This window comes from Burkholderia sp. AW49-1 (assembly GCF_053427845.1).
The window spans coordinates 1-25,853 of sequence record NZ_JBSAXF010000005.1 but is presented as its reverse complement, the minus strand read 5'-3'; the positions used below and the strand labels follow the sequence as shown (position 1 = coordinate 25,853).

Here is a 25,853-nt window from a genome sequence, read left to right as displayed (position 1 = left end):
AATCAACGGATCCAGCACTCGCCGGATCGCCATGCGTCGCATCGCGGCCCCACCAAAAAAATTGCCCGCGCTTCAGAAGAAGCGCGGGCGAAACCGTCGCCCTACGAGGATAGGCGACGGGGCCATCGAGATCCGCGCGCGGCGCGGATCGTCATCGGTTGCGCCAGCGCTCGCAGCGCCGGCATCTCAAGACGTTGAAACCGTTGATCGGGCGCTCGCGACGCCTGCCCAGTCTCTAACGCCATCCTCCCTGTCCTAACGATTCACATATATAAAGCAGTTTGCGTGCCAGGTTCTCTTCCGAAAGCATGCCATTGATCCATAAGGATATTTTTCGTGGCCACACCGATGTAACACCCGCCCTGCCCGCCGTAACGCCCGAATGTTACGTAACGTCACGAGGGAGGGTCGCGAACGTCCGCACACGCGGAGCCGGGAGGCGCGCGCGACCATGAAAAAAGCCCGCCGGAAGGCGGGCTTTTTCGAAGAGCGGGAGCGTACCGCGATCAGCGCAGCTGATTCACGAGCAGCCCCATGATCTGCCGGGCCGGCCCCGACGTATCGATCGCGCCCGAGTCGTCGACGATTGCCACACGCGTCTGGTCGGGCGTCAGCGCCTTCACGTTAACGCGATACTGCTTCGCCTGCTTTTCCTTCTTGCCGTGGAACAGCTGGCTCCAGAAGCCCTGCTCGGCCGAGCTCAGATCCTTCGGATCGACATAACGCACGAAATACAGACCCTTCGTGCGATCGCGATCGTCGACCGTGAAGTTCGCGCGATCGAGTGCGAGGCCGACATGCAGCCACGACCGGTCGTACGGCTCGCCGAGCGTGACTTCGGACGGCACCGCGGCCGAATCGACGTCGTTCGCTTGCGACGACGTACGCGCGACGTTCTGCGCAGCGATCGCTGCAGCGGCGGCCTTCGATGCGTCGGTATCCGCTTTCTTGTCCTTCGGCACCGTGTTGTCGTTGATGTTCGCGATCGGCGGCTCGCCGTTCTTCGCGCGCTGCTCGTTCTGTGCGAGCACCGCCATCAGCCGCTTCAGGTATTCGGTCTCGAGCGCCGGATCGTTCGCTTTCGCTTCCCACTTGCTCGAATCGTTGTTCGCGCCGGTGATCGCTTCACGCATGCCCTTCTGGCTAATGAACACGTAGGTGCCGCCGTTCGGCGCCGCATCGAGACGGGTGCGGTACTTGTTGCGCTCGGCCGTCACGTACGAATTGCCCATCGCCTTGGAGATCACGCTGCGGATCAGGCCGTCGTTGATCTGCGGATGGGTTTCGTTCCAGTCGGTTTCCATCACGCCCTTGTCGCGCTGGTCGACGACGAGCAGGAAGCCCTGCTCCTGCCAGAAACGGCGAACTTGCGGCCAGATGTCGGCGGGCTTCTTGCCGTCGATCACGAGCCAGCTCTCGGTGCCGTCGCGCTGAATATGCATGCCGGCCACGGCGGGCGCGACGGTGTCCGTCGTGGGCGCCGCGTGCTGGACCTGCTGAAGCGCGGACAGGGAAGTCGCACCGCCCTGTGGCGGCAGCGAACGCTGATCGGCCGTCTCGTCGAGCATGTTGGGCGGCACTGCGAGCGACGCTTCCTTCGATTTCGAATCGCTCTTGTAGTCCACTTTCGTGGGCGACGACGTACCGCAACCGGCAACGAGCGCGCCGGTGGCGAGCACTGCAGCGAACCGCATGGTAAGACGAAGATCAGTCATGTTCGGGGAATCCTCTTCCGCTAAATCACGGCGCTTTCCGTGGATCAACCTTGCATTTTACCGGGGCCGCGCCGGGATGTGCAAAAAAGCGACCGACAAGAAAAAACCCGCGTCAGCCTGAACTGACGCGGGTTCTTTGTCTGGTCGGGGCGAGAGGATTTGAACCTCCGACCACCTGCACCCCATGCAGGTACGCTACCAGGCTGCGCTACGCCCCGAAAGAAAAAAATTATAACAGACAGTTTGCCGCTTTAGAACGGGTCGCATGCATTTTGTGCATGTTCCTGTGAAATTTTTTGCGACATGACCCAACGGGACAAGACAGCTTCGACACCGGCGGCGACGCGCATCCCGCTATGCCACGCTCCGGCCATACGAACCACCGCATGCTCACCGCCGGCGCGCGACACAGATGACCGTGAGGCCCGCCACGCGGTTGAACCGGAACATCGGCAACTCGGCCCGGCAGATCAGCTTGAGCAAACCGTTGACAACCGGATGGTGCCTGCGCAACTGCGACGCCGGTTCGCGCGGTTGCCGACGCACCCGCTCGCTCAGTCGCAATGCCGCCGCCAGCGGGAACGTGAGGCCGAAGTAGTAGGCGCCGCGCTCGACCTCCAGCCCCGCACGGCGCACGACATCTTCGAGACCGTCGAGCGTATACCTGCGCTTGTGCTCGAGAAAATCGTCATGTGCGCTCCAGAGAAACTGAAACGCGGGAACCGTGATCAGGAACCGGCTGCCCTTCGGCGCATCCGCCACGTAGCGGGCAAGCAAGCCCACATCGTCGTCGACGTGCTCGAGGACATCCATCAGCAACACGAGATCGGCATCGAACCGATCGACGGCTCGGCGAAAATGGACGGGCTTGCCGGCGGCCTCCCCGTCGGTGTCGTCGGCGTAGCTCGTATCGACACACCATGCTTCCGTCGCCTGCGTGCGCTCGAGCAAATGCTTCGAAAAGAAGCCCGAGCCGGCACCGACGTCGAGTATGCGATTCGCGTCCGACGTGCCCAGAAACCGACGGATCGCGCTCGCCTTCGACGCGTAGTACCAGTGATCGCCTACATCCGCTCCCAATACGTCGAGCTCCTTCAGATCCATGACGCCTCCCCCCGTGTCGGCCACCATGCTTTGACCCATCCAGCCACTGACGCCGATCTTACCGCGCCGCCGCCGTCGCACGTACGGCAAGTTGCGCGATTCGCACGGGCAGCCTGTGTCGCGCCTTAATCGAAAAGGACGATGGCCGATTCGTCGCGGATCGCTACCGTGCGCTTGGCCGGTGCGAGATCAACGCGCACGGCACATCGTCCGACTGCACGCCGATCGATATGGCACGCCTCCGCTTCGCCGCGCTGCGCGGCACGCCGGCGGCGGTTTCGATCGCAACGGCGATCGCGACGTCCCGTCACCGTCTCAGACAAAGGCCAGTGAATGACTCAGAAAAGCGACATTTCCCGTCGACACTTTCTCCGGCTGGGTGCCGGCACGATCGGCATCATGCTGGGAGGCACGCCTCTACTGTCCGCGTGCGGCGGCGATTCGATCGCGGTCGCCCCCGTCACGACACCCAGGCTCGATTCGGCAGCGAACTTTCGTGACACCGGGGGACCGGACGGAACGGGCTATGCCACCGCGAGCGGTGCAGCGATGAAGAAAGGCGCGATCTACCGGTCGTCCGCGCTCGCGCTGTCGGCGGCCGACCTCGCAACGGTCGATACGCTCGGCATCATGCACGTATGCGACCTGCGCACGACCGCGGAGATCCACGCGCAGCCGGATGTGCCATTGGCCGGCGCCACCTGGCGGAACCTCAATGTGCTCGGCGTCGCCAGTATCGGTGCGCTCCCGACCGACGGCGCGACTGCCGCGACCTTCATGCAACGCATGTATCGGGCGTTCGTGACGTCGGACACGGCACGGACGAGTTACCACACGCTATTCGCCGGCTTTGCCGCGTCCGGCGGCAACCTGGTCTTCCACTGCACGGCCGGCAAGGATCGCACCGGCTGGGCAACGGCCATTCTGCACACGATCCTCGGTGTCCCACGGCAGACGATCGTCGCCGACTATCTGCTGACCAACGTCTACAGCGCGTCGGAGATCGCCGCTTATGTCTCGCAGGCGCGCAAGAGCGGCGGGCAGGATGCGGCCGACATGATGGCCGCGTTGCAGAGCGCGCAAGCGACCTATCTGCAGGCGGCATTCGACCAGGTTGTCGCATCGTACGGCTCGATGACGTCGTACATCGATAACGGCCTGCAACTGGATCAGACGACGCAGAATGCAATCCGGCGGAGCATGCTGGTCTGATCGGTCGTGCAGGCGGCGAAAGCGCGGGCGCGTCAGCCACTCCCGCCCGCCGTCTGCACCCCGGATCGGACATCGCCTTGATCCGGCATTTAACTCCGCGTCAGCCAACGCCGACGCCGGAATTGCCGATCCGGCGCAACGCGCGCCGCCCGCCTCGACCGCAAAACCAAACGACCGTTTGATCTTTCCGCCCCGCCGCCGCGAATCCATTGTCCCGTCGCGCCCGGGCCGGTCCTGCCCGGACGCCCGCTGTTTGGTTACGCCGCTCTAGTGCGCTATGCCACACTGCACGGCATCGACGTCCGCGCCGCGCATCGGCCGTGCGCCCTCGCCGATCACGACAAGACATGGAGACAGACGATGCGGAATGCGGTCCGGCGCGGCCATCGCACGCCTTTGGCATTTCTCGACTGGATGGCCGGCCCGCAACGCGCGGCCGCGTCGGTTTCACCGAGCGCCTCTCGAGCGCTCGGCTGTGGCGCGCTTGTGCTCGCACTGCTCTGTGCCGGCTGTGCGGAACCGGCCGCGCAGCGCGACGGCAACACGCCTGTCGCATCGACGAAGATCGAGCGCACCAAGGCCGAACGCCTCGCCCGCGAACAGCAGATCGCGCGCACGGTGCCGTCGCTCGCGTCGCTCAGCCTCGCGCAGCCGCGCCCGTTCACGCTGCGCGACTCGGGCCAGAACGGTGCGATGACGTTCCTGCGCGACGTCGATTTCCGCATCGTCAACAACCTTGGCTTCTTCATCCATCAACTGTCCGCGACACTCGTGCCGACGCAGGCCGGCGCACCGATCGTGTTCGACGATCCGACGAGTTTCGAGATCGACGTGCACGAAGGCACGGTCACGCTCGACGACGCGAAACTGACCGCCCTCTTCAACACTTACATCTTCGGTTACCGCAACGCGCCGCTGCGCAGGCTCGCGGTGTCGGCAGGCGACGGCGTGATCCATCTGCAGGGCGAGATGCAGCGCGACGGCTGGGTGCCGTTCTCGCTGACCGGCACGCTCACGATCCGCGACGGCAGCCAGCTCGTATTCCACCCGACCGGCGTGCGCGTATCTGGCATCAACGCGCAGCCGGTGATGCGCGCGGCCAACGTGAAGATGGCCGATCTGCTGAAGGTCGAGACGCCGATCGCGCGACTCGCCGGCGACGACCTCGTGATGTCGGTCGACAAGCTGATGCCGCCGCCGCGGCTGAAGATCAGGATCACCGCGCTGCGCGTGACAGCGGCCGGCCTCGACCTGACGCTCGACGACGGCTCGCACGCCGGTTTCGCGCTGCCCGCGAACGCGCCGCAACAGGCGATGTACATCCGCGGCGGCGACGTGAAGTTCATGCGCTCGATGCCGATGAACGCGGACATCCTGATCGGCCCCGTCGATCCGACGAAGCGTGACCAGAATTTCGTGTTCGACCTGTATCACTATCGCGACCAGGTATCGGCCGGCTACTTCAATTTCGACGAAAGCGGCGCGATGGCGATCCGGATGCCGTCGTACGCGGGCCCCGCGAGCGGTGCCGCGCTCGGCAACGCGGCCGCTCGCCTGAACGACAGCTTCCTCGCCGCGCAGCAGGCCGCGTTGCGCGACTCGCGCCAGCACTGGGAAGCGTTTGCATTCGCGGCCGGCACGGCGCAGCCCGGGATGCAGAAAGTTGCGATGCGGCGCTCGTCCGCCATCCCGTTCAACGAACGGCACGTATCGAACCGCAACCCGACGATCCATCTGCACAATGTCGACTTCAACCTGTCCGGCGACATCGGCTTCCACGTCGAGGATCTCGACGTCCAGCTCGTCGCGAAACGGCCGGGCGAACCAGTCGACCTCGACGATCCGAACCAGTACGACATCCGCATTCTCGGCGGGACGGTCGTCGAATCGTGGAAGGCGATGTCGGCGCTCTTCAACGACTACCTGCTCGACTACTCGCCGCGCTCGCTGAACGACCTGCGGTTGAGCGCGGACGGCCAGGACCTGCGCGTCCAGGGCGGCATCAAGCTCTGGAATCACGTGCCCGGCGTGTGGCTGCCAACCGACATGAAGGGCTCGCTTTCGGTGCTCGACGATCGGCACCTCGCGTTCCGGCCGTCGCAGGTATCGGTGCTCGGCATCCCGCAGGCGAAGCTGCTGCGCTCGCTCGGCATCGAGCTCGCGTCGTTGACGCCGCTGCAGCGCCGCGGCGCGGAATTGCGCGGCGACACGCTCGTGCTAGACCAGTACACCGTCTTTCCGCCGCCGGTGCTGAACGGCAAGCTCGGTCAGGCCACGGTCGGACGCGACGGACTGCGCCTCACGTTCCGGCGCGTTGCCGACGCACCCACGCCGAAGCGGCCGCAGATCGACGCGCCGAGCTACATGTGGATGGAAGGCGGCGACATGAAGATGTTCAACGTGCTGGAACTGAACGTGCGCGCGCTGATCCGGAACTCGGCCGAGACAGGCCCGATGCGCTTCGACCTGTACAGCTACCGCAGCCAGGTCGCGCAAGGCTCGGTGCGGATGCTGCCGGACGGCACGCTGGTCGTCGACATGGGCAAGCCGAATCCGCTCGCGTCGCGCTGATCCGGCCGGGCCGCAAGCATGAAAAAAGCCCGGTGGCGCTTCGCCAACCGGGCTTCATGTCGATCCGAGCGTCGCGCTCAGTCGTGCTTCAGTCCGTCGATCACGTCGAGGAGCGCCTGCCGCAGCGCGATCACGTCGACCGTTGCCCCCGGCTTGCCCGATGCACGCGCATCGGCGGCCGGCACGTCGGGCTCGACCGGCGCGCCTGCAGCACGCTCGCCGGCCGGTGAATCGAGCCGGTTGCGCGCCCCGTTGATCGTGAACCCCTGTTCGTACAGCAACTCGCGAATCCGCCGGATCAGCAGCACTTCGTGGTGCTGGTAGTACCGGCGATTGCCGCGCCGCTTCACCGGTCGCAACTGCGTGAATTCCTGCTCCCAGTAACGCAGTACGTGCGGCTTGACCCCGCACAGCTCACTGACTTCACCGATCGTGAAGTAGCGCTTCGCGGGAATCGGAGGCAAGACGACTTTCTCAACCGTAGTGGTCATCGTCGGTTAACCGTCGGTAAAGGGTGCGCGGCGGCCGCGCGGAGACGTCAGCGCGCGGGCGTTACTCCGCGCCGTTTTCGACCAGCGCCTTCAGCTTCTGGCTCGCGTGGAAGGTTACCACCCGGCGAGCCGCGATCGGAATCGCCTCGCCCGTCTTCGGATTGCGGCCCGGACGCTGCGGCTTGTCGCGCAGCTGGAAGTTGCCGAACCCCGACAGCTTGACGCTTTCACCGTTTTCGAGCGCGTCGCGGATCACTTCGAAAAACGCCTCGACCATGTCCTTCGCTTCACGCTTGTTCAGCCCGACGCTGTCGAACAGCAGCTCCGCCAGTTCCGCTTTCGTCAGCGTCGGCGTCTCGGTGGACGCCGGCGCAGAAGCGTCGCGGTTCATGGCGCTGCGTTGCGCCGTCAGGAGGGCTTCGAATTCACTCGAGGTCATGTCGTTCATATCTGCCATACAGCGCGTTAAACCAAAACTCACGATGGGGAAGCGCCACCCGCGAGCGGGTGGCGCCTCTCCTTAGCCGCGCAGGCGGGCACCAGCACGAGCCATCCGCTCGACCAGCGTCTGGATCGCCTGATCGACGACCTCGTCCTGTAGCGTGCCAGCCGCGTCCTGCAGCGTCACGCGGAAGGCAAGGCTCTTCTCGTGCGCGGCGAGACCACCGGAAGTATTTGATTTTGCACGAAATTCGTCGAAGAGTACAACCTTCTGAACGAATCGGCAGGCGTCTTCGGCCAGCGCCTTCTTCATTTCGTCGAAAAGCGCCTGAACCTCGACCGCCTGATCGACCACGACCGCGATATCGCGCCGCACCGGCGGGAATTTCGACACGTCGGTCGGTGCCGGCAGCGCACGTGCGATCAGCGCATCCGCGTCGATTTCGAACATCACCGGCGCGTGCGGCAGTTCATGCTTCTGCATCAGGCGCGGATGGAGCTCGCCGATCCAGCCGACCGCGCGGCCATCGACCTCGATGCGCGCGCTGCGGCCCGGATGGAGGGCCGGATGCTCGGCCTTCACGAAGCGTGCGGCGGCCGGCGCGAGCAGCGCCTCGAGATCGCCCTTCACGTCGAAGAAATCGACCGCGCGGGTCGCAACGCCCCACTGTTCGTCGACCGACGGGCCGTACGCGAGCGCGCCGACACGCTTCGGCTGCGTGTAGCCTTCGACGGTCAGTTCGCCGGCCTTCACCGACGGATCGGCGAGGAACACGCGGCCCGTCTCGAACACGCGAACGCGATCCGCGCGGCGGTTCAGGTTGTGGCGCAGTACCGAGATCAGGCTGCCGAACAGCGTCGTACGCATCACCGACAGCTGGCTCGCGATCGGGTTCAGCAGGCGGATCGGGTTGTCGTTGCCGGCGAAGTCGTGCTCCCACTCCGCATCGACGAAGCTGAAGTTGACCGTTTCGGCGTAGTCGCGTGCCGCGAGCGCGTGACGGATGTCATGAATCGAGCGCCGCGTCTCGTTGGTCGCGCGCATCTCGCTCGTCGCGACCGGCGGACGTGCCGGGATCTTCTCGAAGCCGTAGATGCGCGCCACTTCCTCGATCAGGTCTTCCTCGATCTCGATGTCGAAGCGGTGCGACGGCGGCGTGACCAGGAATGCATCGTCGTCACGCTCGAACGGCAGGCGCAGGCGCGTGAAGATGTTGGCAATCTCGTCGGCGTCGATCTTCACGCCGATGATGCGGTTCGCGCGCGACACGCGCATCTTCACCGGCGCGCGCTGCGGCAGGTTCACTGCCTGGTCGTCGACCGGGCCGGCCTTGCCGCCGCAGATCTCGAGAATCAGCTGCGTGATGCGCTCGACGTGTTCGACGGTCGTCGCGTAGTCGACGCCGCGCTCGAAGCGATGGGCCGCATCGGTCGAGAAGTTGTACTTGCGCGCGCGGCCACGGATGCTGTCCGGCCACCAGAACGCGGCCTCCAGGTAAATGTTGGTCGTGTCGAGCGTGACGGCTGTGCTGTCGCCGCCCATGATGCCCGCGAGGCTTTCGACCTGACGATCGTCCGCAATCACGCCGACCGTTTCGTCGAGCTCGACCGTGTTGCCGTTCAGCAGCTTCAGCGACTCGCCGCGCTTGCCCCAGCGCACCTCGATACCGCCGTGGATCTTGTCCAGATCGAACACGTGCGACGGGCGACCAAGCTCGAACATCACGTAGTTCGAGATGTCGACGAGCGCCGACACGCTGCGCTGGCCCGAGCGCTCGAGGCGCTCGACCATCCACTGCGGTGTCTTCGCATGTGCGTTCACGCCGCGGATCACGCGCCCCGAGAAGCGACCGCACAGATCGGGGGCGGCGATGCGCACGGGCAGCGTTTCGTCGAGCTCGACGCGCACCGGACGGATGTCGACCGGCGTCAGCGGCGCGCCGGTGATCGCGGCCGTCTCGCGCGCGATGCCGAACACCGACAGGCAGTCGGCCTTGTTCGGCGTCAGCTTGATTTCGAAGATCGTGTCGTCGAGATTGAGCGTATCGCGGATGTCCTGGCCGACCGGCGTGTCTTCCGGCAGGATCAGCAGACCACTGTGGTCCTCGGACAGCTTCAGCTCACGCGCCGAGCACAGCATCCCCTGGCTCTCCACGCCGCGCAGCTTCGACAGCTTGATCGCGAACGGCTTGCCGCCCTCTTCTGCCGGCGGCAGTTCCGCGCCGACCAGCGCGACCGGCACCTTGATGCCGGGCGCGACGTTCGGTGCGCCGCACACGATATTCAGCGTCGCGCCGGTGCCGGCGTCGACCTGGCAGACATTGAGCTTGTCCGCATCCGGATGCTTGGCGACTTCGAGCACACGGCCGACGACGATCTTCGACGTCGGCGGCGCAGCCTTGCTCAGCGATTCGACTTCGAGCCCCGCCATCGTCAGCGCGTGCGACAGTTCGTCGGTCGTCAGCTGCGGGTCGACAAAGGTTCTCAACCAGGATTCAGGGAATTGCATGGATGTCTACGTTCGAAACAGGTTAGATCGGCGCCCGCCCCCGTCGGAAACGTCCGGCGGGCATGCGCGGGCACATGTCGGCGCGTGCGTTATGCGAACTGGCGCAGGAAACGCAAGTCGTTCTCGAAGAACAGCCGGAGATCCTGCACGCCGTAGCGCAGCATCGTCAGGCGCTCGAGGCCGCTGCCGAACGCAAAGCCGATGTAGCGCTCGGGATCGAGGCCCATGTTGCGGATCACGGTCGGATGCACCTGCCCCGAGCCGGAAATCTCGAGCCATTTGCCCGCGTTCTTGCCGTGCTCGAACATCATGTCGATCTCGGCCGACGGTTCCGTGAACGGGAAATACGATGGACGGAAGCGCACGAGGATGTCGTCGCGCTCGAAGAACTTCTTCAGGAAGTCGGTATAGACGCCCTTGAGGTCGGCGAAGCTGATGTTTTCGTCGATCCACAGCCCCTCGACCTGATTGAACATCGGCGAGTGGGTCGCATCGCTGTCGACGCGATACGTGCGGCCCGGTGCGATCACCTTGATCGGCGGGCGGTTCATGCGCGCGTAACGCACCTGCATCGGGCTCGTGTGCGTGCGCAGCAGCAGCTGGCGGCCGTCGGCGTCCTTGCCTTCGACGTAGAAGGTGTCCTGCATCGAACGCGCCGGATGGTTCTCCGGGCTGTTCAACGACGTGAAGTTGTACCAGTCGGTCTCGATTTCGGGACCGTCGGCCACGTCGAAGCCGATCGAGCGGAAAATCTGTTCGACGCGCTCCCACGTGCGCATCACGGGGTGCAGGCTGCCTGCACCGGCGCCGCGACCCGGCAGTGTGACGTCGATCGCCTCGGCGGCAAGGCGCTGGTTCAGCAGCGCATCGGCAAGCGCCTGACGGCGTGCGGTCAGCGCGGCTTCCACCTGCTGCTTCACGACGTTGATACGTGCGCCTTCGGTCTTGCGTGCTTCGGGATCGAGCTTGCCGAGGCCCTTGAGCAACTCGGTCAGCGCACCCGACTTGCCGAGAAATCGTGCTTTCTCGTTTTCGAGCGTGGTGATGTCGGCAGCCTGTTCAAAGGACTGCTGCGCGTCGGCGACAATCTGGTCCAGATCCATAGATCCCATCATTTCCAACGTCATTCGGTCTTGGCGAGCGAAACTGCCCGCCAAACAAAAAAGGGGCTCGGAAGAGCCCCGTTTTCGCTGCAGCGGCCGAAACTACCGGAACATCGCTGCAACTAACCACGCAGTGCTAATTTCGCAATTAGGCTGCAACGGCGGCTTTCACCTGCTTGACGATCGCAGCAAAAGCAGCCTTGTCGAACACCGCCATATCGGCCAGGACCTTACGGTCGAGTTCGATCGACGCCTTCTTCAGGCCGTTGATGAACACGCTGTAGGTCATGTCGTGCTGGCGAACTGCCGCGTTGATACGCGTGATCCACAGTGCGCGGAACACACGCTTCTTGTTGCGGCGATCGCGGTACGCGTACTGACCAGCGCGCATCACCGCCTGCTTGGCGATGCGGTAGACGTTATTGCGACGGCCGCGATAACCCTTGGCCAGGTTGATGATCTTCTTGTGGCGGGCCCGTGCGGTTACCCCACGTTTGACTCGAGGCATGTTTCTCTCCTTGGAGTATCAGTTGAGGGGTTACGCGAACGGCAGCATTGCGCGGACGGAGTTCAGATCGGAATCATGAACTGCCGTTGCGCCGCGCAGGTGACGCTTGTTCTTCGTGGTTTTCTTGGTCAGGATGTGACGCTTGAAGGCTTGACCGCGCTTGACGGTACCGCCCGGACGCACCACGAAGCGCTTTGCAGCACTCTTCTTGGTCTTCATCTTAGGCATGACGAACAACTCCAGTTTATTTGATGGCGATGGGTGTGCGGTTGGCTTGCGCCCTTGACCCGCCCTTCGAAACCCAGTCCACTTGTGTACGGCGAACCGCTTGCGCAGCCGCCGTCATTGTTGGCACGCCGCCCTGATCGGGCAACGCACCGAACCACTTTCGAACCTGCGCGGCATGCGCGCGGGCCCGTTACTTCTTTTTCTTCGGCGAGAGCACCATGATCATCTGGCGCCCTTCCATCTTCGGCATCTGCTCGACCTGGCCAACTTCCTCGAGATCCGTGCGCAGACGCTCAAGCATCCGCATGCCGATCTCCTGGTGAGCCATTTCACGGCCGCGGAAACGCAACGTGATCTTCGTCTTGTCGCCCTCTTCGAGGAAGCGCACGAGATTGCGAAGCTTGACGTTGTAGTCACCGTCGTCGGTACCCGGGCGGAATTTGACTTCCTTCACCTGGATGACCTTCTGCTTCAGCTTCGCTTCGTGCTGCTTCTTGGACTCCTGATACTTGAACTTGCCGTAGTCCATCAGACGGCAGACCGGCGGAACCGCTTGCGGCGCGATTTCCACCAGATCAACATCCAGCTCTTCCGATTTACGGAAAGCATCAGCGAGTTTTACGATACCGAGCGGTTCGTTCTCGATCCCGACCAGACGCACTTCCGGCGCAGTGATTTCACCGTTGATGCGATGCGACGACTTATCAGTAGCGATGTTACGTTTCCTCTAAAAATTAAAAAAACGAGCCGCGCTGCCAGGGCGGTTACTTGAACGAGCGCAGGTCTTCCTGCAGACGCTCAACGAAGGCTTCGACCGGCATAACGCCAAGATCGACGCCGCCACGGGCACGCACGGCTACCGTTTGCGCATCACGCTCCTTATCGCCCACGACGAGGAGATAAGGCACCTTTTCCAGCGTGTGCTCGCGTATTTTATAGCTAATCTTCTCGTTGCGCAAATCGGCCGCCACTCTAACCCCTTGTTTTTGCAACGTTTGGGCCAGAGATTGTGCATATTCCGCCTGACTTTCGGCGATATTGAGCACAATTGCCTGGAACGGCGCGAGCCAGACCGGCATTGCACCAGCGTGGTGCTCGATCAGGATGCCGAGGAATCGCTCCATCGACCCGACGATCGCACGGTGCAGCATGACGGGCCGGCGGCGGCTGTTGTCCTCCGCGACGTATTCGGCACCGAGGCGCTCCGGCAGCATCATGTCGAGTTGCAGCGTGCCGCATTGCCACGAACGGCCCAGCGCATCCTTGATGTGGTACTCGATCTTCGGTCCATAGAATGCACCTTCGCCCGGCAACTCTTCCCACGACAGGCCGCAGGCCGTCAGCGCTTCACGCAGCCCCTGCTCGGCACGGTCCCACGTTTCGTCGGAGCCCATGCGCTGCTCGGGACGCAGCGACAGCTTGATGTCGATGTGCTCGAATCCGAAATCGCCGTACACGCTCATCGCAAGCTTGTTGAACGCGATCGACTCGGCAATGATCTGGTCTTCCGTGCAGAAGATATGCGCGTCGTCCTGCACGAAGCCGCGCACGCGCATCAGGCCATGCAACGCACCCGATGCCTCGTTGCGATGGCACGAACCGAATTCCGCGTAGCGCAACGGCAGGTCGCGGTACGAGCGCAGGCCGTGCTTGAACACCTGAACGTGACCCGGACAGTTCATCGGCTTGATCGCGTAGTCGCGCTTCTCCGACTCCGTCGTGAACATGTTCTCGCGGTAGTTCTGCCAGTGGCCCGACGCCTCCCACAGCGAGCGGTCCATGATCATCGGGGTCTTGATCTCCTGGTAGCCGGCTTCATTCACGCGGCGGCGCATGTACTGCTCGACCTGCTGCCACAGCGCCCAGCCCTTCGGATGCCAGAACACCATGCCCGGCGATTCTTCCTGCATGTGGAACAGGTCGAGCTGCTTGCCGAGCTTGCGGTGGTCGCGCTTTTCCGCTTCCTCGAGCATGTGCAGGTATTGATCCTGATCTTCCTTCTTCGTCCAGGCCGTACCGTAGATGCGCTGCAACTGCTCGTTCTTCGAGTCACCGCGCCAGTACGCGCCCGCGACCTTCATCAGCTTGAAGACCTTCAGCTTGCCGGTCGACGGCACGTGCGGGCCGCGGCAGAGGTCCGTGAAGCCGCCGTGCGAGTACAGCTTGATTTCGTCGCTTTGCGGAATCGATTCGATGATTTCGGCCTTGTACTTCTCGCCGAGGCTGCGGAAATAGCCGGCCGCCTCGTCGCGCGACACGACGCGGCGCGTCACCGGCTCGTCCTTCTTCGCGAGCTCCTGCATGCGCTTTTCGATCTTTTCCAGATCTTCGGGCGTAAACGGGCGGTTATACGAGAAGTCGTAGTAGAAGCCGTTGTCGATCACCGGGCCGATCGTCACCTGCGCATCCGGATACAGGTCCTTCACCGCGTAGGCAAGCAAGTGCGCGGTCGAGTGACGGATGATGTCGAGACCGTCGGCATCCTTGTCCGTGACGATTGCGAGCGACGCATCGCGATCGATGACCGTGGACGTATCGACCAGCTCGCCGTCGAGCTTGCCACCAAGCGCAGCCTTCGCAAGGCCGGGACCGATCGAGGCTGCAACCTCGGCAACTGTCACCGGATGCTCGTATTGTCGAACTGAGCCGTCAGGCAAGCGTATCGAAACCATAGCAATCTCCGTGATGCCGACAGTGGGCGGCAGACCAAGCACGCGATATCAAAGTCACGCGCGAAAATTTCGCGACAAAAAAAATGCGGCCCCGCTTTCGAGGGGCCGCATTCGATACTTCACTCAAACTGAAAGGGCGAAAGGGTTCCTCGACTAGCGTCGCTCCGAAAAAGTTTCGGTCAACGTTCGCGGTGTCATAACCGTATTCGCCTTGTTCGCGTTGAGTTATTTACTGCATCGAACACCCGGAAACCGGGCATTCTCAATTCGTTGGTAGGCTCGATTGGACTCGAACCAACGACCCCCACCATGTCAAGGTGGTGCTCTAACCAGCTGAGCTACGAGCCTAGAGAAGCTGAAATTATATGGAGCTATCGTTCACTTGGCAAGCGTTTTTATGCGGTCGCAGCAAAATGATCGAGCCCAGACCCCATTTATATGGACGTCACGTCTTGCGCCCCGCCCGCACGACACCCGGCACTTCGCCGAGCAGCGTACACGCACGCTGCACCTGCGCGGAATTCGACACCTCGACCGTGAACTGCATGAATGCCGCATTCCGGCGGCTCTGCGTCTTCACGCCCACCACGTTCATCTTCTCGCGCGCGAACACTTCGGAGATGTCGCGCAGCAAGCCTTGCCGATCGCTCGCCTCGATCATCAGATCGACCGGATAGACGGACACCCCACGGCCGCCCAGCACGTCGGCCGACCAGGTTGTCTGCAGCACGCGCTCCGGCGCCCGTTCGGCCATGCGCCGGAACGTCGGGCAGTCGCTGCGGTGAATCGACATCCCCTTGCCGCGCGTCACGAAGCCGCTGATCGGGTCCGGCGGCGCCGGACGGCAGCAGCGCGCAAGCTGGGTCAGCAGCGCATCGACGCCGACCACCAGCACGCCGGTCGACGCGCCGTGCGCGACACTCGCCCCGCTGCTGCGCTTCTCGAAATCCGCGGGCGCCTCGGGCGCATGCTCGGGCGGCGGCGCATCGGACAGCGCATGCTCGACGTTGCGCAGGCTGAATTCTTCCTTGCCGACGACCGAGAACAGTTCCTCGGGCGACTTGAAGCCGAGCTTCGCGGCGAGGTTGTCGAGGTTGACCGACGTCTTGCCCTCGCGCTGCAACGTCTTTTCGACGAGCGCGCGACCATGCGCGATGTTCTCTTCCTGCTCGATCGAGTTGAACCACCCACGCACCTTCTGCCGCGCACGCGGGCTCTTCAGGTAGCCGAGTTGCAGGTTCAGCCAGTCGCGTGACGGCCCGCCCTCCTTCACCGCGACGATCTCGACCGTCTGCCCGTTCGCGAGCGCCGTGTTCAGCGGCACCATCACGCCGTCGACGCGCGCGCCGCGGCAGCGATGGCCGAGCTCGCTGTGCAGGTGGTACGCGAAATCGACCGGCGTCGCGCCCTGCGGCAACGCAATCACCCGCGCCTGCGGCGTCAGCACGTAAATGTGGTCGTCGTCGAGTGACGTCTCGCGCAGCTGAGCCCACGCCTGGTCGCCGGATACTTCCGTGCCGTCCTCGACGTCGTCCTTCCACGCGAGCAGCTGGCGCAGCCACGCGATCTTCTCGTCGTACTTGTCGCTCGCCGAGAACTGGCCGCCATAGCCACGCGCGCCCGCTTCCTTGTAGCGCCAGTGCGCGGCGACACCGTACTCCGCGAAACGGTGCATCTCCTGCGTGCGGATCTGCACTTCGAACGCGCGGCCGTCGTCGCCGATCACGACCGTATGCAGCGACTTGTAGCCGTTCGGCTTCGGACGCGAGATGTAATCGTCGAATTCCTTCGGCACCGGCTGCCACAGGTGATGCACGATGCCGAGCACCGCGTAGCAATCCTTGATGTCCGGCACGATCACGCGGAACGCGCGCACGTCGTACAGTTCGGAGAAATCGAGCTCCTTGCCGCGCATCTTGCGCCAGATGCTGTAGATGTGCTTCGGCCGCCCGCTCACGTCGGCCGGGATGTGCGCTTCCGCCAGCTCGTGCTGCAGCCGCTCGATCGCCTGCGCGACGTACGCCTCGCGCTCGATGCGCTTTTCGTCGAGCAGCTTGGCGATGCGCTTGTAGGTGACCGGATCCTCGAAGCGGAACGCGAGGTCCTCGAGCTCCCACTTCAGTTGCCAGATACCGAGGCGGTTCGCGAGCGGCGCATAGATCTCGAGCGTCTCGCGCGCGACGTCGGGCGGCGGATCGATCTTCGCCGCCGCGTAGTAGCGCAGCGACTGCAACCGCGACGCCAGCCGGATCAGCACCACGCGGATGTCCTGCGCGAACGCGAGCAGCATCTTGCGCAACGCCTCGATCTGCGTGCGCCGCTCTTGCGCGGCGTCGCGCCCGGCGTCCGGTATTGCGTTCTGCGCGGCGCGCAGGCTGACGGTGCCGAGCCGCAGCAGCTTGCGCACATCGGATACGAGCCGCGCGACCTCTTCGCCGAAACGTTCGGTCAGCTCCCGCTCGGGATCGTTCAGGTGCGGCGTCAGTACGAACAGCGCGGCCGCCTGCATCGCGTGCGGGTCGACGTTCAGCGTGCGCATGATCGACGCCGTGCCCGCCGAGTGATCGGCCAGCAGCTCGCCCGACGACAGGCGCGCGTCACCGGCACGCTCGCGCACGAACGCGAGCACATCGTCGAACGACGGTGCTGCGACGGAAGAAGCGGAAACGGACTCGGTCATCGCACGGCCTGACGGATTGCGGTCATCGGAATGCTTCGCTCAGCTCCGTTGCGCGGCGACGACGACGATCTCGACGAGCAGCGCCGGATCCGCGAGCTTCGCCTCGACGGTCGCGCGCGGCGGCGTATTGCCCTGCGCGACCCATGCGTCCCACTCCGCGTTCATGCCTTCGAAGTTCGCGAGATCCGAAATGTAGATCTGCACCGACAGCAGATGCGCCTTGTCGCTGTTCGCTTCGGCAAGCAGGCGGTCGATGTGGCCGAGCACTTCACGCGTCTGGCCCCTGATGTCCTGGGTGGTGTCTTCTGCGATCTGGCCAGCCAGATACACGGTACCGTTGTGGATCGCGGTTTCGGAGAGACGCGCCCCGACGTGGTGACGAATGACTGCCATGGAATGTTCCGGTCGTGTAAGTGGATGAGAATCGGCGACGACGCACGCGCGTGCCGCCGAACCGCACATTATGACGCGTTTATGCGCCGCCTTCGACGAAAAACCGGCGGGCAAGCGCAATCTGGTCGGCGCCGATGAACGCCGGCGCATGGCCCGCGTCCTGGATCTCGGCCTGCGTCACGTGCCGGCCGCGACGCACCATCTCCGCCACCGTGTCACGCGACAGCAGGTCGGAATGCTCGCCGCGCACGACGAGCAGCGCCGCATCGGTGGTCTCGATCGCGCGCCACAGCGCGGCCTCGCCGAGCGCGGCCAGCTCGGGCGTCGTCGCCTTGAACGGCTCGGCGATGCGCGGATCGTAGCGCATCGTCCAGCCCCCGTCGGGCAGCTCGCGCAGCAACGGCCCATTGATCTCGCGCCATTCGTCGTCGGTCAACGCGCCAAACGGCAGCGACAGTGACGTCAGATAGTCGATGCCCTCCTGTTCGGTCGCGAAACGCGGCTGCACGCCGAGGTATTCGCCGATGCGCGTCAGCGAATCAGGCTCGATGCGCGGACCGACGTCGTTGACGATCATCCGGCGCAGCGGCGAACCTGGCAGACCCGCGAGCGCCATGCCGATCAACCCGCCCATCGACGTGCCGAACCAGTCGACCGACTCGACGTCGAGCCGCGCGATCAGCGTGACCATGTCGGCCACATATTGCGGAATCGCATAAAGCCGCGGATCGGCGAGCCAGTCGGAACGTCCGCGCCCGACGACGTCGGGGCAGACGACGCGATACGTATCGGACAACGCGGCAGCGAGCCGGTCGAAGTCGCGCCCCGAACGGGTCAGGCCGTGCACGCAGACCAGCACGCGAGGATTGGCGGGGTCGCCCCATTCGGTATAGGCGACATGGTGAAGGCCGGCGGCGCTCGCACACTGCACGCGTCGCTGACGGGGAACCGGAGGATTCGCTGAGGTTGTTGGCATCGTTGGCATCCTGTCGAACGGAAGCGGTGCGGCGGGCAACACTCGCGCCGCCCGATGCGAACGATTGTAAACCGCTTCGCAACGACGGGCCGTGACGCGGCCGCGGTCATCCGACGCATCTTCCCGACCGCTCACGCACTGCGGCGCCACGCCTCGCGCAACTGGTCGCGCAGGAAATCGACGAACGCCCGCACGCGCAGCGGCACGTGACGGCCACCGGGATAGACGGCATGGAGCGGTGCCGCAGGCGCCGCGAATGTCGGCAACACACGCACGAGCCGGCCGGCCTCGAGATCGGCACCGACGTCCCAGATCGACTTCAGCGCAATGCCCGCGCCCTCCAATGCCAGCGTACGAGCCGCACCGCCGTCGTTCGTCAGCAGCGCGGCCGTCACTTCGACCGCCACTGCGCCCTGTGCACCGTCGAACCGCCACTCCGTTCGAGGCTGGTCGCCCATCACGATGCACCGATGTGCACGCAGTTCGGCCGGATGAGCCGGCAGTCCGTGCACGGCGAGATAGCTCGACGACGCGCAAAGCACGCGGTGATTCGGCGCCAGTTCGCGCGCGATCATCGTCGAATCGGCGAGGCTGCCGATCCGCACGGCAACGTCGATGTCGTGCGCGAGCAGGTCGACGATCGTGTCGGTCAGCATCAGTTGCACGCTCAATTCCGGATGTTGCCGTTGAAACGCCGCGACGAGCGGCGCAATCCGCAGCCGGCCGAGCTCGCCGGGCGCCGTCAGGCGAAGCACGCCGCCGACCGTGCCGCGACGGTCGCTCATCAGCGTTTCGGCGCGATCGACCTCGGCCAGGATGCGCAGCACCTGCGCGTGGAACTGCGCCCCGTCGTCGGTCAGCGTCTGCTGCCGCGTCGTCCGGTGCAGCAGACGCACGCCGAGTCGCGACTCGAGATGCGCGAGCCGCTTGCTGACGACGGACAGCGACAAGTCAAGCTCGCGCGCCGCCGCGGACAGGCTGCCGGCCGACACGATTCTCGCGAACGTATCGAGCGCCGGGAGATCGTCGATCAGCATCGCGGCACCCGCCCTGCGTCGTCCTTTCCTTTTTTCGAATAATCCATTCGCCTTTTCCCCGTATTTCAGCTCGAAACGGAAACCTACCATACCTGTACCGCGTCGCCCCACGACGCCATCCACAGGACACCTGAAACCATGTCGATCCACTTTCCTTCGATCACACGCCCGATTAGCCGCGTCATCGCTGCAGCGGCCTGCGTCGTTGCGCTGTCGCCTGCCGCATCCCGCGCCGCCGACCTTCTCGATCCGCACAGCCTGACGGTCGCGGCCGACGTGCCGGCTACGCAGGCACGTGCGCAAATCCTCGCCGCGCGTCGCTACGGCACGTTCTGGAATACCGGTGATACCGCCCTCGCCCGCGCCGCACTCGCGGCCGATTTCGTCGACCGAACATTGCCGGCCGGTCGTGAGCAAGGTGTAGCGGGACCGCTCGCGGCGTCCAGCACGATGCGTACGGCGATCCCGGACCTGCACTGCGACATCGAACAGATGATCGTGGCAGGCGACCGTGTCGTCGTGCACCTGCACTTTCGCGGACATTTCACCGGCACGTTCAATGGAACGACCGGAAGCGGACAGGCGATCGACTTCATCGCGACCGACATCTACCGGATCGACCACGGCCGGATAGCGGAAAACTGGCACATCGAGGACAACCTGACGTTGATGCGTCAGCTCGGGCTCGTCGGCTGACGGAGGAAACGATGACTCACCGCAATCACGGTTCGATAACGCATCCGGCTCGCCGCACGTTTCTTGCACAGACGGGTGCCGGGCTGGCAGCCGGCATCGCGATGGCCGCAGGCGCCTCCGGGTCGGCAACGGCCGCCCCGACACCGGGCCCCGCATCGCCAGGCACCGGCGGGTTCTGGCAGAACGGCACGCGCCTAGTCATCTCGATCTCGATGCAGTTCGAGGCCGGCGGACAACCGCCCAAGGGCGCGGACAGTCCGTTCCCACCCGTGGAATTTCCGTCGTCGGTGCCGGTCGACCTGGCGTCGGCCACGTGGTTCGCATATGGCTACCGCGAAGGCATTCCGCGCCTTCTCGATCTGTGGGACAGGCATGGCGTGAAAGTCACGTCGCACATGATCGGAGAGGCCGCGCGCCGGCATCCCGAACTGGCGCGCGAGATCGTCTCGCGCGGCCACGAGGCGGCCGCGCACGGCCCGACCTGGCGATCGCAATTCGCAATGAATCGCGACGACGAGCGCCGCTTCCTCACCGAAGCCCGCGACATGGTCGAAGCAGTGACGGGGCAGCGCCCGATCGGCTACAACTGCAACTGGCTGCGGCGCGGACCGAACACGCTGCCGCTGTTGCAGGAACTCGGCTACGTGTATCACATCGACGACGTCAGCCGCGACGAACCCTTCATCGAAACCGTCGACGGTCGCGATTTCGCAGTCGTTCCGTACACGTTGCGCAACAACGACATCCTGCTGATCGAAGGCCGCAACTATTCGCCAACGATGTTCCTCGAGCAGATCAAACTCGATTTCGACCAGTTGTACGCGGAAGCCGGACAGCGGCGGCGATTGATGTCGATCAGCGCGCACGACCGGATCAGCGGTACGCCGCAGATGGTCCGCGCGTGGGACGCATTCCTGCACTACGCTCGATCGCATCCGGGCGTTGCCTTCATGCGCAAGGATGACATTGCCCGCTTTGCCCTGCACAGCCCGTCGACGTTGCGCGAAGCCGAAACGATCTGACCGGATTGCGCTCACCTCCTCACTTCGGAAGAACCATCATGAACGATTCACTCCACGGAAAGAAGGTACTCGTCGTCGGCGGCAGTTCCGGCATCGGTGCCGCCGCCGCGAAAGCATTCGCAAAGCTTGGCGCTGTCGTGACGATTGCATCGCGCAACCCGGCCAGGGTCAATGTCGATGCCACGCCGGACGCGCAAGCGCGCACCGAAGCGCTCGACATCACGGATACGGCGGCCGTCGACGCGTTCTGCGCGCGCGTCGGCCAGTTCGACCACGTCGTGATTTCGGCTGCGAAGACGGCGACGGGCCCGGTCCGCACGCTGCCGCTTGCCGACGCGCAAGCCGCGATGGACAGCAAGTTCTGGGGCGCATACCGCGTCGCGCGCTCGATCGATATCGCACCCGGCGGTTCGCTGACGTTCGTGTCGGGTTACCTCAGCGTACGGCCGAACGCATCGTCGGTCCTGCAGGGCGCGATCAACGCGGCGCTCGAGGCGCTCGCCCGCGGCCTTGCACTCGAGCTGGCACCCGTTCGAGTGAATGCCGTGTCACCCGGCCTGATCGCGACGCCACTGTGGGACAAACTCGCATCCGATGCGCGCGACGCGATGTATGCAGGCGCCGCGCAGCGCCTTCCGGCACGCCGCGTGGGCCAGCCGGAGGACGTCGCGAATGCGATCGTGTATCTGGCGACAACGCCGTATGCGACCGGCTCGACGGTGCTGATCGACGGCGGCGGTGCAATCGCGTAGCGTATGCGGCCATGACAAAACGCCCCGCGTTCCATTGGGGAACGCGGGGCGTCGAGAGTCGTGCCGGAAAGCCGGCGCTTACGCGACCGCGCTCACATCGAGCGGCGCGCCCGTCTTCGTCTGGATCTCTTCCGCGCTCACGCCGTCGGCGAGCTCGAGCACCTTCAGGCCATTGGGCGTCACTTCGATCACGCCGAGATCGGTGATGATCAGATCGACCACGCCGACGCCCGTCAGCGGCAGATTGCATTCGTCGAGGATCTTGTGCTGATCGCCCTTCGCGACGTGCTCCATCAACACGACGACGCGCTTCACGCCCGCGACGAGGTCCATCGCGCCGCCCATCCCCTTGATCATCTTGCCCGGGATCATCCAGTTCGCGAGGTCGCCCGTTTTGCTGACCTGCATCGCGCCGAGGATCGCGAGGTTGATGTGGCCGCCGCGGATCATCGCGAACGAATCGGCCGACGAGAAGATCGACGAACCGGGCAGCGTCGTGACGGTCTGCTTGCCGGCGTTGATCAGGTCGGCGTCGACTTCGTCCTCGGTCGGCGACGGGCCGATGCCGAGCAGGCCGTTTTCCGACTGCAGCCACACCTCGACGCCCGACGGCACGTGGTTCGCGACGAGCGTCGGCAGCCCGATGCCCAGGTTCACATAGAAGCCGTCCTGCAGTTCCTTCGCCGCGCGCGCGGCCATCTGGTCACGATTCCAGGCCATGTCAGTCTCCTTTCGCGCGTACGACGCGTTGTTCGATGCGTTTTTCGGGCGTCGCGTTCAGCACGATACGCTGCACGAAGATGCCAGGCGTATGGATCTGATCCGGATCGAGCGTGCCGTTCTCGACGATCTCCTCGACTTCCGCCACGGTGATCTTGCCCGCCATCGCGCACATCGGGTTGAAGTTGCGCGCGGTGCGGCGATAGATCAGGTTGCCGGACTTGTCGGCCTTCCACGCCTTCACAAGCGCGACGTCGGCCGTCAGCGACGGCTCGAGCACGTAGTGGCGATCGCCGAACTGACGCGTTTCCTTGCCTTCCGCGATCACGGTGCCGTAGCCGGTGTTCGTGAAAAACGCGGGGATGCCGGCGCCGCCAGCGCGCAGCTTCTCGGCCAGCGTGCCCTGCGGCGTGAATTCGAGTTCGAGTTCGCCGGCCAGGTACTGGCGCTCGAACTCCTTGTTCTCGCCGACATACGACGAGATCATCTTCTTGATCTGGCGCGTTTCCAGCAGCAGGCCGAGACCGAAGCCGTCGACACCCGCGTTGTTGCTGATGCAGGTGATGCCCTTGACGGCGGAATCGCGCAGCGCCGCGATCAGCGCCTCCGGAATCCCGCACAGGCCGAAGCCGCCCACCGCGAAGGTCTGTCCGTCGCGGACGATCCCTTCCAGCGCGGCGGCCGCGCTTGGATAGACTTTGTTCATCTGTATGTCCCTTCCTCTATGGAAACCAGCAAAACCGGTTCACGCGCCCACTGGGCCGCAAGCCCGCCGCATCATTCTATGCATGCACGGCGATACCTGCGTCGAAGCGCGCTGTTTTTATATCGCGACGAGTCGCCGCGAGATGCCTGAAAGGGTACGATGCGGCGCGGATGCGGCACAATACGCAAAAATACATAAGCGTTTGCCTCCGCTTGCCTGCGCCATGCCTGCTCTCGATTACCAGACTGCCTTTCACCTCGCGCCGCTCGGCCTCGTGATGTCGCGCGACCGCGTGATCGAGGACTGCAACGACGCGCTCGCGTCGATCTTCCGCTGTGCGCGGGCCGACCTGATCGGAAAGTCGTACGAAGTGCTCTATCCGTCGCCGGACGAATTCCAGCGCATCGGCGAGCGCATCTCGCGCGTGATGATCGCGAACGGCACCTACGCCGATGACAGAATCATGAAACGAGCCGACGGCGAGCTGTTCTGGTGCCACGTGACGGGCCGCGCGCTCGACCGCACCGCACCGCTCGCGGCCGGCGTCTGGACGTTCGAGGACCTGAGCGCGACACGTCGCGTCGCCGTCGAGCTGACGCCGCGCGAGCGCGAGATCGCCGCGCAGCTCGCGACGGGCAAGACCAGCAAGCAGATCGGGCGCGTGCTCGACATCAGTTCGCGCACGGTCGACATCTATCGGGCGCGGCTGATGCGCAAGTACGGCACGAACAATACGCCGGAACTGCTGCAACGCCTGCTCGGCCAGTAAAACGCACCCCGGAAGGGCAATCGGCCGCGTGAAGCGGCCGATTCGGGAGATCAACGAAAAATGGCGACACACCGGCGCGCGGGCGCCGGCTTCGGTGCCGCCGCGCTCAGCCGACTTTCGCCGCGAGCGCGCGCTCGATGGTGTCGCGCAGCAGTTGCGGGAGCGGAACCGACTTGCCGAGCGCGTAGTCGACCCACACGCAGCGCGCGTTGCCGCGCGCATAGACATGCTCCGGATCGTCGGCGCGCGTCAGCTCGAAACCGGTATCGAAGCTGCTGCGGCCGGGCTTCGCGGCCGACATCCTCGCGATTACGTCGCCCGGATAGTGCAGTTGCTTCAGGAACTCCATCGACGCCGTGACGATCACGGGCCCGTGCCCCTCGCCGTTGCCGCCCGCGATGCCGAGTTCCTCGAACCACGAGATCCGGGCCTGCTCCATGTAGCGGAAATAGACCGTGTTGTTCACGTGGCCGAATGCGTCCATGTCGCCCCAGCGGATCGGCATCGACATTTCAAATACGGGGGAATATTCGCTCATTGCAGTCTTCTGTGTTGCTGAATGTCATCCACTCAGGCGAGGCCGAAGCCGTCGTCGGCGGAGATAATCGAGCCGTTGATGAACTGCGACTCGTCGGCCGCGAGCAGCAACAACAGCCCGTCGAGATCCTGCGGCTTGCCGACGCGCCGGCGCGGCAGCATCGACTGCAGCTTCTGGCCCTGCTCGGTTTCCCACAGGTAATGATTGATTTCGGTATCGATATAGCCCGGACAGATCGCGTTGACGTTGATTCCGTGGCGGCCCCATTCGAGCGCCATCGCACGCGTCATCTGCACGACCGCCGACTTGCTCATCGCATACAGCCCGATCTGCGGAAACACGCGCAGCCCGGCCACCGAAGCGATGTTGATGATCCGGTAAGGCGGCTTGCCGTTGCCGTTCGCGCGCATGATCATCCGCTTCGCGACTTCCTGCGCGACGAAAAACGCGCCGCGCGTGTTGGTGTCGAACACGAACTCGAAATCGGCCGGCGTCACGTCGACGAGCTTCTGCATCGTCGAGACGCCCGAATTGTTCACGAGGATGTCGATCGTGCCGGCTTCCGTTTCCGCGTGCGCGATGGCTGCCTTGATGCTCTGCACATCGGTGACGTCGAGCGACACGACGTGCGCGGCACCGCCCGCCGCCTCGATTTCCGCGCGCAACTCCTTCAAGCGCTCGACGCGGCGGCTCGCCAGCACGACCTTCGCGCCGGCCTGCGACAGCACCTGTGCAAAGCGTTGCCCGAGGCCGCTCGATGCGCCCGTGACCAGCGCGACCTTGCCTTCCAGATTGATCGATCGACCCATTACACATCCCCTTTCGATGTCGTTTCGCCGCCGCGGGCGCCCTGTCCCACGCAGCATAACCCCAGCACAAAAAATAGAACGATCGTGCTAATCTACGCGCATGCTGTTGCGGCAAGCATTTCGTTTCGCAGACAATACGCTCCCGAATAAAAGCATTCTAACGGTTAGAGGAACGCCAATGACCCCCGCAAGCCTCATCGA

24 protein-coding genes and 2 tRNA genes are annotated in these 25,853 nt (G+C 64.3%); 6 read left to right on the top strand and 20 right to left on the bottom strand.

Annotated elements, in window-relative coordinates:
* Positions 1–506: 506 nt before the first annotated feature.
* The 3 genes from bamC to ACV22W_RS10110 all read right to left on the bottom strand — a co-directional run bounded on the left by bamC (position 507) and on the right by ACV22W_RS10110 (position 2,819).
* Complete coding sequence (gene bamC / locus ACV22W_RS10120) at positions 507–1,715, bottom strand: outer membrane protein assembly factor BamC (RefSeq protein ID WP_448019013.1); 1,209 nt, start codon at positions 1,713–1,715, stop codon at positions 507–509.
* 141 nt (positions 1,716–1,856) lie between these two features.
* Positions 1,857–1,933, bottom strand: a tRNA-Pro gene (locus ACV22W_RS10115).
* Positions 1,934–2,105: 172 nt separating this feature from the next.
* Positions 2,106–2,819 carry a methyltransferase domain-containing protein gene (locus ACV22W_RS10110; protein WP_448019012.1) on the bottom strand — a complete coding sequence of 238 codons (714 nt, stop codon included), beginning with the start codon at positions 2,817–2,819 and terminating at the stop codon, positions 2,106–2,108.
* A gap of 333 nt (positions 2,820–3,152) precedes the next feature.
* Here ACV22W_RS10110 and ACV22W_RS10105 point away from each other — a divergent pair, with 333 nt between their 5' ends.
* Together ACV22W_RS10105 and ACV22W_RS10100 are read left to right on the top strand one after the other, a co-directional pair.
* Complete coding sequence (locus tag ACV22W_RS10105; RefSeq protein WP_448019011.1) at positions 3,153–4,031, top strand: tyrosine-protein phosphatase; 879 nt, start codon at positions 3,153–3,155, stop codon at positions 4,029–4,031.
* A 360-nt stretch (positions 4,032–4,391) separates the two neighbouring features.
* The gene (locus ACV22W_RS10100; protein WP_448019010.1) at positions 4,392–6,602 is read left to right on the top strand and encodes a hypothetical protein; all 2,211 of its coding nucleotides are present in this window, start codon (positions 4,392–4,394) and stop codon (positions 6,600–6,602) included.
* Between the two features lie 77 nt (positions 6,603–6,679).
* Here ACV22W_RS10100 and ACV22W_RS10095 read toward each other — a convergent pair whose 3' ends face one another.
* The 13 genes from ACV22W_RS10095 to ACV22W_RS10035 form a co-directional block, all read right to left on the bottom strand.
* Positions 6,680–7,093, bottom strand: a complete 414-nt coding sequence (locus ACV22W_RS10095) for a MerR family transcriptional regulator (RefSeq protein ID WP_175915780.1) — start codon at positions 7,091–7,093, stop codon at positions 6,680–6,682.
* Positions 7,094–7,154: 61 nt separating this feature from the next.
* Entirely contained in the window at positions 7,155–7,541 is a 387-nt protein-coding gene (locus ACV22W_RS10090; RefSeq protein ID WP_006486093.1) for an integration host factor subunit alpha, read from the bottom strand.
* Between the two features lie 72 nt (positions 7,542–7,613).
* Positions 7,614–10,043: a phenylalanine--tRNA ligase subunit beta gene (pheT, locus tag ACV22W_RS10085; protein ID WP_448019009.1), complete on the bottom strand. Its 2,430-nt coding sequence runs from the start codon at positions 10,041–10,043 to the stop codon at positions 7,614–7,616.
* A gap of 89 nt (positions 10,044–10,132) precedes the next feature.
* Positions 10,133–11,146, bottom strand: a complete 1,014-nt coding sequence (pheS, locus tag ACV22W_RS10080) for a phenylalanine--tRNA ligase subunit alpha (protein WP_014897235.1) — start codon at positions 11,144–11,146, stop codon at positions 10,133–10,135.
* Between the two features lie 148 nt (positions 11,147–11,294).
* Positions 11,295–11,654 (bottom strand): 50S ribosomal protein L20, encoded by a 360-nt coding sequence (rplT, locus tag ACV22W_RS10075; protein ID WP_004192938.1) that lies wholly within the window; start codon positions 11,652–11,654, stop codon positions 11,295–11,297.
* A 30-nt stretch (positions 11,655–11,684) separates the two neighbouring features.
* On the bottom strand, positions 11,685–11,882 hold the full coding sequence (gene rpmI / locus ACV22W_RS10070; RefSeq protein ID WP_004191477.1) for a 50S ribosomal protein L35: 198 nt from the start codon (positions 11,880–11,882) through the stop codon (positions 11,685–11,687).
* A gap of 190 nt (positions 11,883–12,072) precedes the next feature.
* Entirely contained in the window at positions 12,073–12,597 is a 525-nt protein-coding gene (infC, locus tag ACV22W_RS10065; protein ID WP_071734130.1) for a translation initiation factor IF-3, read from the bottom strand.
* A 49-nt stretch (positions 12,598–12,646) separates the two neighbouring features.
* Complete coding sequence (gene thrS / locus ACV22W_RS10060; protein WP_448019008.1) at positions 12,647–14,554, bottom strand: threonine--tRNA ligase; 1,908 nt, start codon at positions 14,552–14,554, stop codon at positions 12,647–12,649.
* Between the two features lie 271 nt (positions 14,555–14,825).
* Positions 14,826–14,902, bottom strand: a tRNA-Val gene (locus ACV22W_RS10055).
* A gap of 97 nt (positions 14,903–14,999) precedes the next feature.
* Entirely contained in the window at positions 15,000–17,234 is a 2,235-nt protein-coding gene (locus tag ACV22W_RS10050) for a RelA/SpoT family protein (protein ID WP_448019007.1), read from the bottom strand.
* Positions 17,235–17,273: 39 nt separating this feature from the next.
* A complete protein-coding gene (locus ACV22W_RS10045; RefSeq protein WP_027784253.1) occupies positions 17,274–17,627 on the bottom strand; it encodes a RidA family protein in 354 nt (117 codons plus the stop codon).
* A 79-nt stretch (positions 17,628–17,706) separates the two neighbouring features.
* Complete coding sequence (locus tag ACV22W_RS10040; protein ID WP_448019006.1) at positions 17,707–18,603, bottom strand: alpha/beta fold hydrolase; 897 nt, start codon at positions 18,601–18,603, stop codon at positions 17,707–17,709.
* 131 nt (positions 18,604–18,734) lie between these two features.
* A complete protein-coding gene (locus ACV22W_RS10035; RefSeq protein ID WP_448019005.1) occupies positions 18,735–19,640 on the bottom strand; it encodes a LysR family transcriptional regulator in 906 nt (301 codons plus the stop codon).
* A gap of 138 nt (positions 19,641–19,778) precedes the next feature.
* Between ACV22W_RS10035 and ACV22W_RS10030 the strand changes: the two genes are divergently transcribed.
* From ACV22W_RS10030 to ACV22W_RS10020, 3 genes are read left to right on the top strand one after another with little or no spacing between them, the layout of a single operon-like run.
* Positions 19,779–20,336: an ester cyclase gene (locus ACV22W_RS10030; RefSeq protein ID WP_448019004.1), complete on the top strand. Its 558-nt coding sequence runs from the start codon at positions 19,779–19,781 to the stop codon at positions 20,334–20,336.
* Between the two features lie 11 nt (positions 20,337–20,347).
* Positions 20,348–21,358, top strand: a complete 1,011-nt coding sequence (locus ACV22W_RS10025; RefSeq protein ID WP_448019003.1) for a polysaccharide deacetylase family protein — start codon at positions 20,348–20,350, stop codon at positions 21,356–21,358.
* A 38-nt stretch (positions 21,359–21,396) separates the two neighbouring features.
* Positions 21,397–22,110: an SDR family oxidoreductase gene (locus tag ACV22W_RS10020; RefSeq protein ID WP_448019002.1), complete on the top strand. Its 714-nt coding sequence runs from the start codon at positions 21,397–21,399 to the stop codon at positions 22,108–22,110.
* A 78-nt stretch (positions 22,111–22,188) separates the two neighbouring features.
* Here ACV22W_RS10020 and ACV22W_RS10015 read toward each other — a convergent pair whose 3' ends face one another.
* Positions 22,189–22,830, bottom strand: coding sequence for a CoA transferase subunit B (locus ACV22W_RS10015; protein WP_448019001.1), 642 nt, complete (start codon positions 22,828–22,830; stop codon positions 22,189–22,191).
* 1 nt (position 22,831) lies between these two features.
* The gene (locus ACV22W_RS10010; protein ID WP_059533110.1) at positions 22,832–23,536 is read right to left on the bottom strand and encodes a CoA transferase subunit A; all 705 of its coding nucleotides are present in this window, start codon (positions 23,534–23,536) and stop codon (positions 22,832–22,834) included.
* A 223-nt stretch (positions 23,537–23,759) separates the two neighbouring features.
* On the opposite strand from ACV22W_RS10010, the gene ACV22W_RS10005 reads away from it, so the two are divergent.
* Positions 23,760–24,305 carry a LuxR C-terminal-related transcriptional regulator gene (locus ACV22W_RS10005; protein WP_059447349.1) on the top strand — a complete coding sequence of 182 codons (546 nt, stop codon included), beginning with the start codon at positions 23,760–23,762 and terminating at the stop codon, positions 24,303–24,305.
* A gap of 106 nt (positions 24,306–24,411) precedes the next feature.
* On the opposite strand, the gene ACV22W_RS10000 is transcribed toward ACV22W_RS10005, so the two are convergent.
* Both ACV22W_RS10000 and ACV22W_RS09995 read right to left on the bottom strand, forming a co-directional pair.
* Positions 24,412–24,843, bottom strand: coding sequence for an acyl-CoA thioesterase (locus ACV22W_RS10000; RefSeq protein WP_448019000.1), 432 nt, complete (start codon positions 24,841–24,843; stop codon positions 24,412–24,414).
* Between the two features lie 32 nt (positions 24,844–24,875).
* Complete coding sequence (locus ACV22W_RS09995; protein WP_059467666.1) at positions 24,876–25,652, bottom strand: SDR family oxidoreductase; 777 nt, start codon at positions 25,650–25,652, stop codon at positions 24,876–24,878.
* Positions 25,653–25,853: the final 201 nt, after the last annotated feature.

Bases quoted from the DNA above. Each gene is read 5' to 3' on its own strand.
- thrS (WP_448019008.1), bottom strand. From the start codon at position 14,554: ATGGTTTCGATACGCTTGCCTGACGGCTCAGTTCGACAATACGAGCAT.
- bamC (WP_448019013.1), bottom strand. From the start codon at position 1,715: ATGACTGATCTTCGTCTTACCATGCGGTTCGCTGCAGTGCTCGCCACC.
- ACV22W_RS10005 (WP_059447349.1), top strand. From the start codon at position 23,760: ATGCCTGCTCTCGATTACCAGACTGCCTTTCACCTCGCGCCGCTCGGC.
- ACV22W_RS10110 (WP_448019012.1), bottom strand. From the start codon at position 2,819: ATGGATCTGAAGGAGCTCGACGTATTGGGAGCGGATGTAGGCGATCAC.
- ACV22W_RS10020 (WP_448019002.1), top strand. From the start codon at position 21,397: ATGAACGATTCACTCCACGGAAAGAAGGTACTCGTCGTCGGCGGCAGT.
- ACV22W_RS10010 (WP_059533110.1), bottom strand. From the start codon at position 23,536: ATGAACAAAGTCTATCCAAGCGCGGCCGCCGCGCTGGAAGGGATCGTC.
- ACV22W_RS10105 (WP_448019011.1), top strand. From the start codon at position 3,153: ATGACTCAGAAAAGCGACATTTCCCGTCGACACTTTCTCCGGCTGGGT.
- ACV22W_RS10040 (WP_448019006.1), bottom strand. From the start codon at position 18,603: ATGCCAACAACCTCAGCGAATCCTCCGGTTCCCCGTCAGCGACGCGTG.
- ACV22W_RS10045 (WP_027784253.1), bottom strand. From the start codon at position 17,627: ATGGCAGTCATTCGTCACCACGTCGGGGCGCGTCTCTCCGAAACCGCG.
- ACV22W_RS09995 (WP_059467666.1), bottom strand. From the start codon at position 25,652: ATGGGTCGATCGATCAATCTGGAAGGCAAGGTCGCGCTGGTCACGGGC.
- ACV22W_RS10100 (WP_448019010.1), top strand. From the start codon at position 4,392: ATGCGGAATGCGGTCCGGCGCGGCCATCGCACGCCTTTGGCATTTCTC.
- ACV22W_RS10025 (WP_448019003.1), top strand. From the start codon at position 20,348: ATGACTCACCGCAATCACGGTTCGATAACGCATCCGGCTCGCCGCACG.
- ACV22W_RS10050 (WP_448019007.1), bottom strand. From the start codon at position 17,234: ATGACCGAGTCCGTTTCCGCTTCTTCCGTCGCAGCACCGTCGTTCGAC.
- pheS (WP_014897235.1), bottom strand. From the start codon at position 11,146: ATGGATCTGGACCAGATTGTCGCCGACGCGCAGCAGTCCTTTGAACAG.
- ACV22W_RS10030 (WP_448019004.1), top strand. From the start codon at position 19,779: ATGTCGATCCACTTTCCTTCGATCACACGCCCGATTAGCCGCGTCATC.
- pheT (WP_448019009.1), bottom strand. From the start codon at position 10,043: ATGCAATTCCCTGAATCCTGGTTGAGAACCTTTGTCGACCCGCAGCTG.
- rplT (WP_004192938.1), bottom strand. From the start codon at position 11,654: ATGCCTCGAGTCAAACGTGGGGTAACCGCACGGGCCCGCCACAAGAAG.
- ACV22W_RS10095 (WP_175915780.1), bottom strand. From the start codon at position 7,093: ATGACCACTACGGTTGAGAAAGTCGTCTTGCCTCCGATTCCCGCGAAG.
- rpmI (WP_004191477.1), bottom strand. From the start codon at position 11,882: ATGCCTAAGATGAAGACCAAGAAGAGTGCTGCAAAGCGCTTCGTGGTG.
- ACV22W_RS10000 (WP_448019000.1), bottom strand. From the start codon at position 24,843: ATGAGCGAATATTCCCCCGTATTTGAAATGTCGATGCCGATCCGCTGG.
- ACV22W_RS10035 (WP_448019005.1), bottom strand. From the start codon at position 19,640: ATGCTGATCGACGATCTCCCGGCGCTCGATACGTTCGCGAGAATCGTG.
- ACV22W_RS10090 (WP_006486093.1), bottom strand. From the start codon at position 7,541: ATGAACGACATGACCTCGAGTGAATTCGAAGCCCTCCTGACGGCGCAA.
- ACV22W_RS10015 (WP_448019001.1), bottom strand. From the start codon at position 22,830: ATGGCCTGGAATCGTGACCAGATGGCCGCGCGCGCGGCGAAGGAACTG.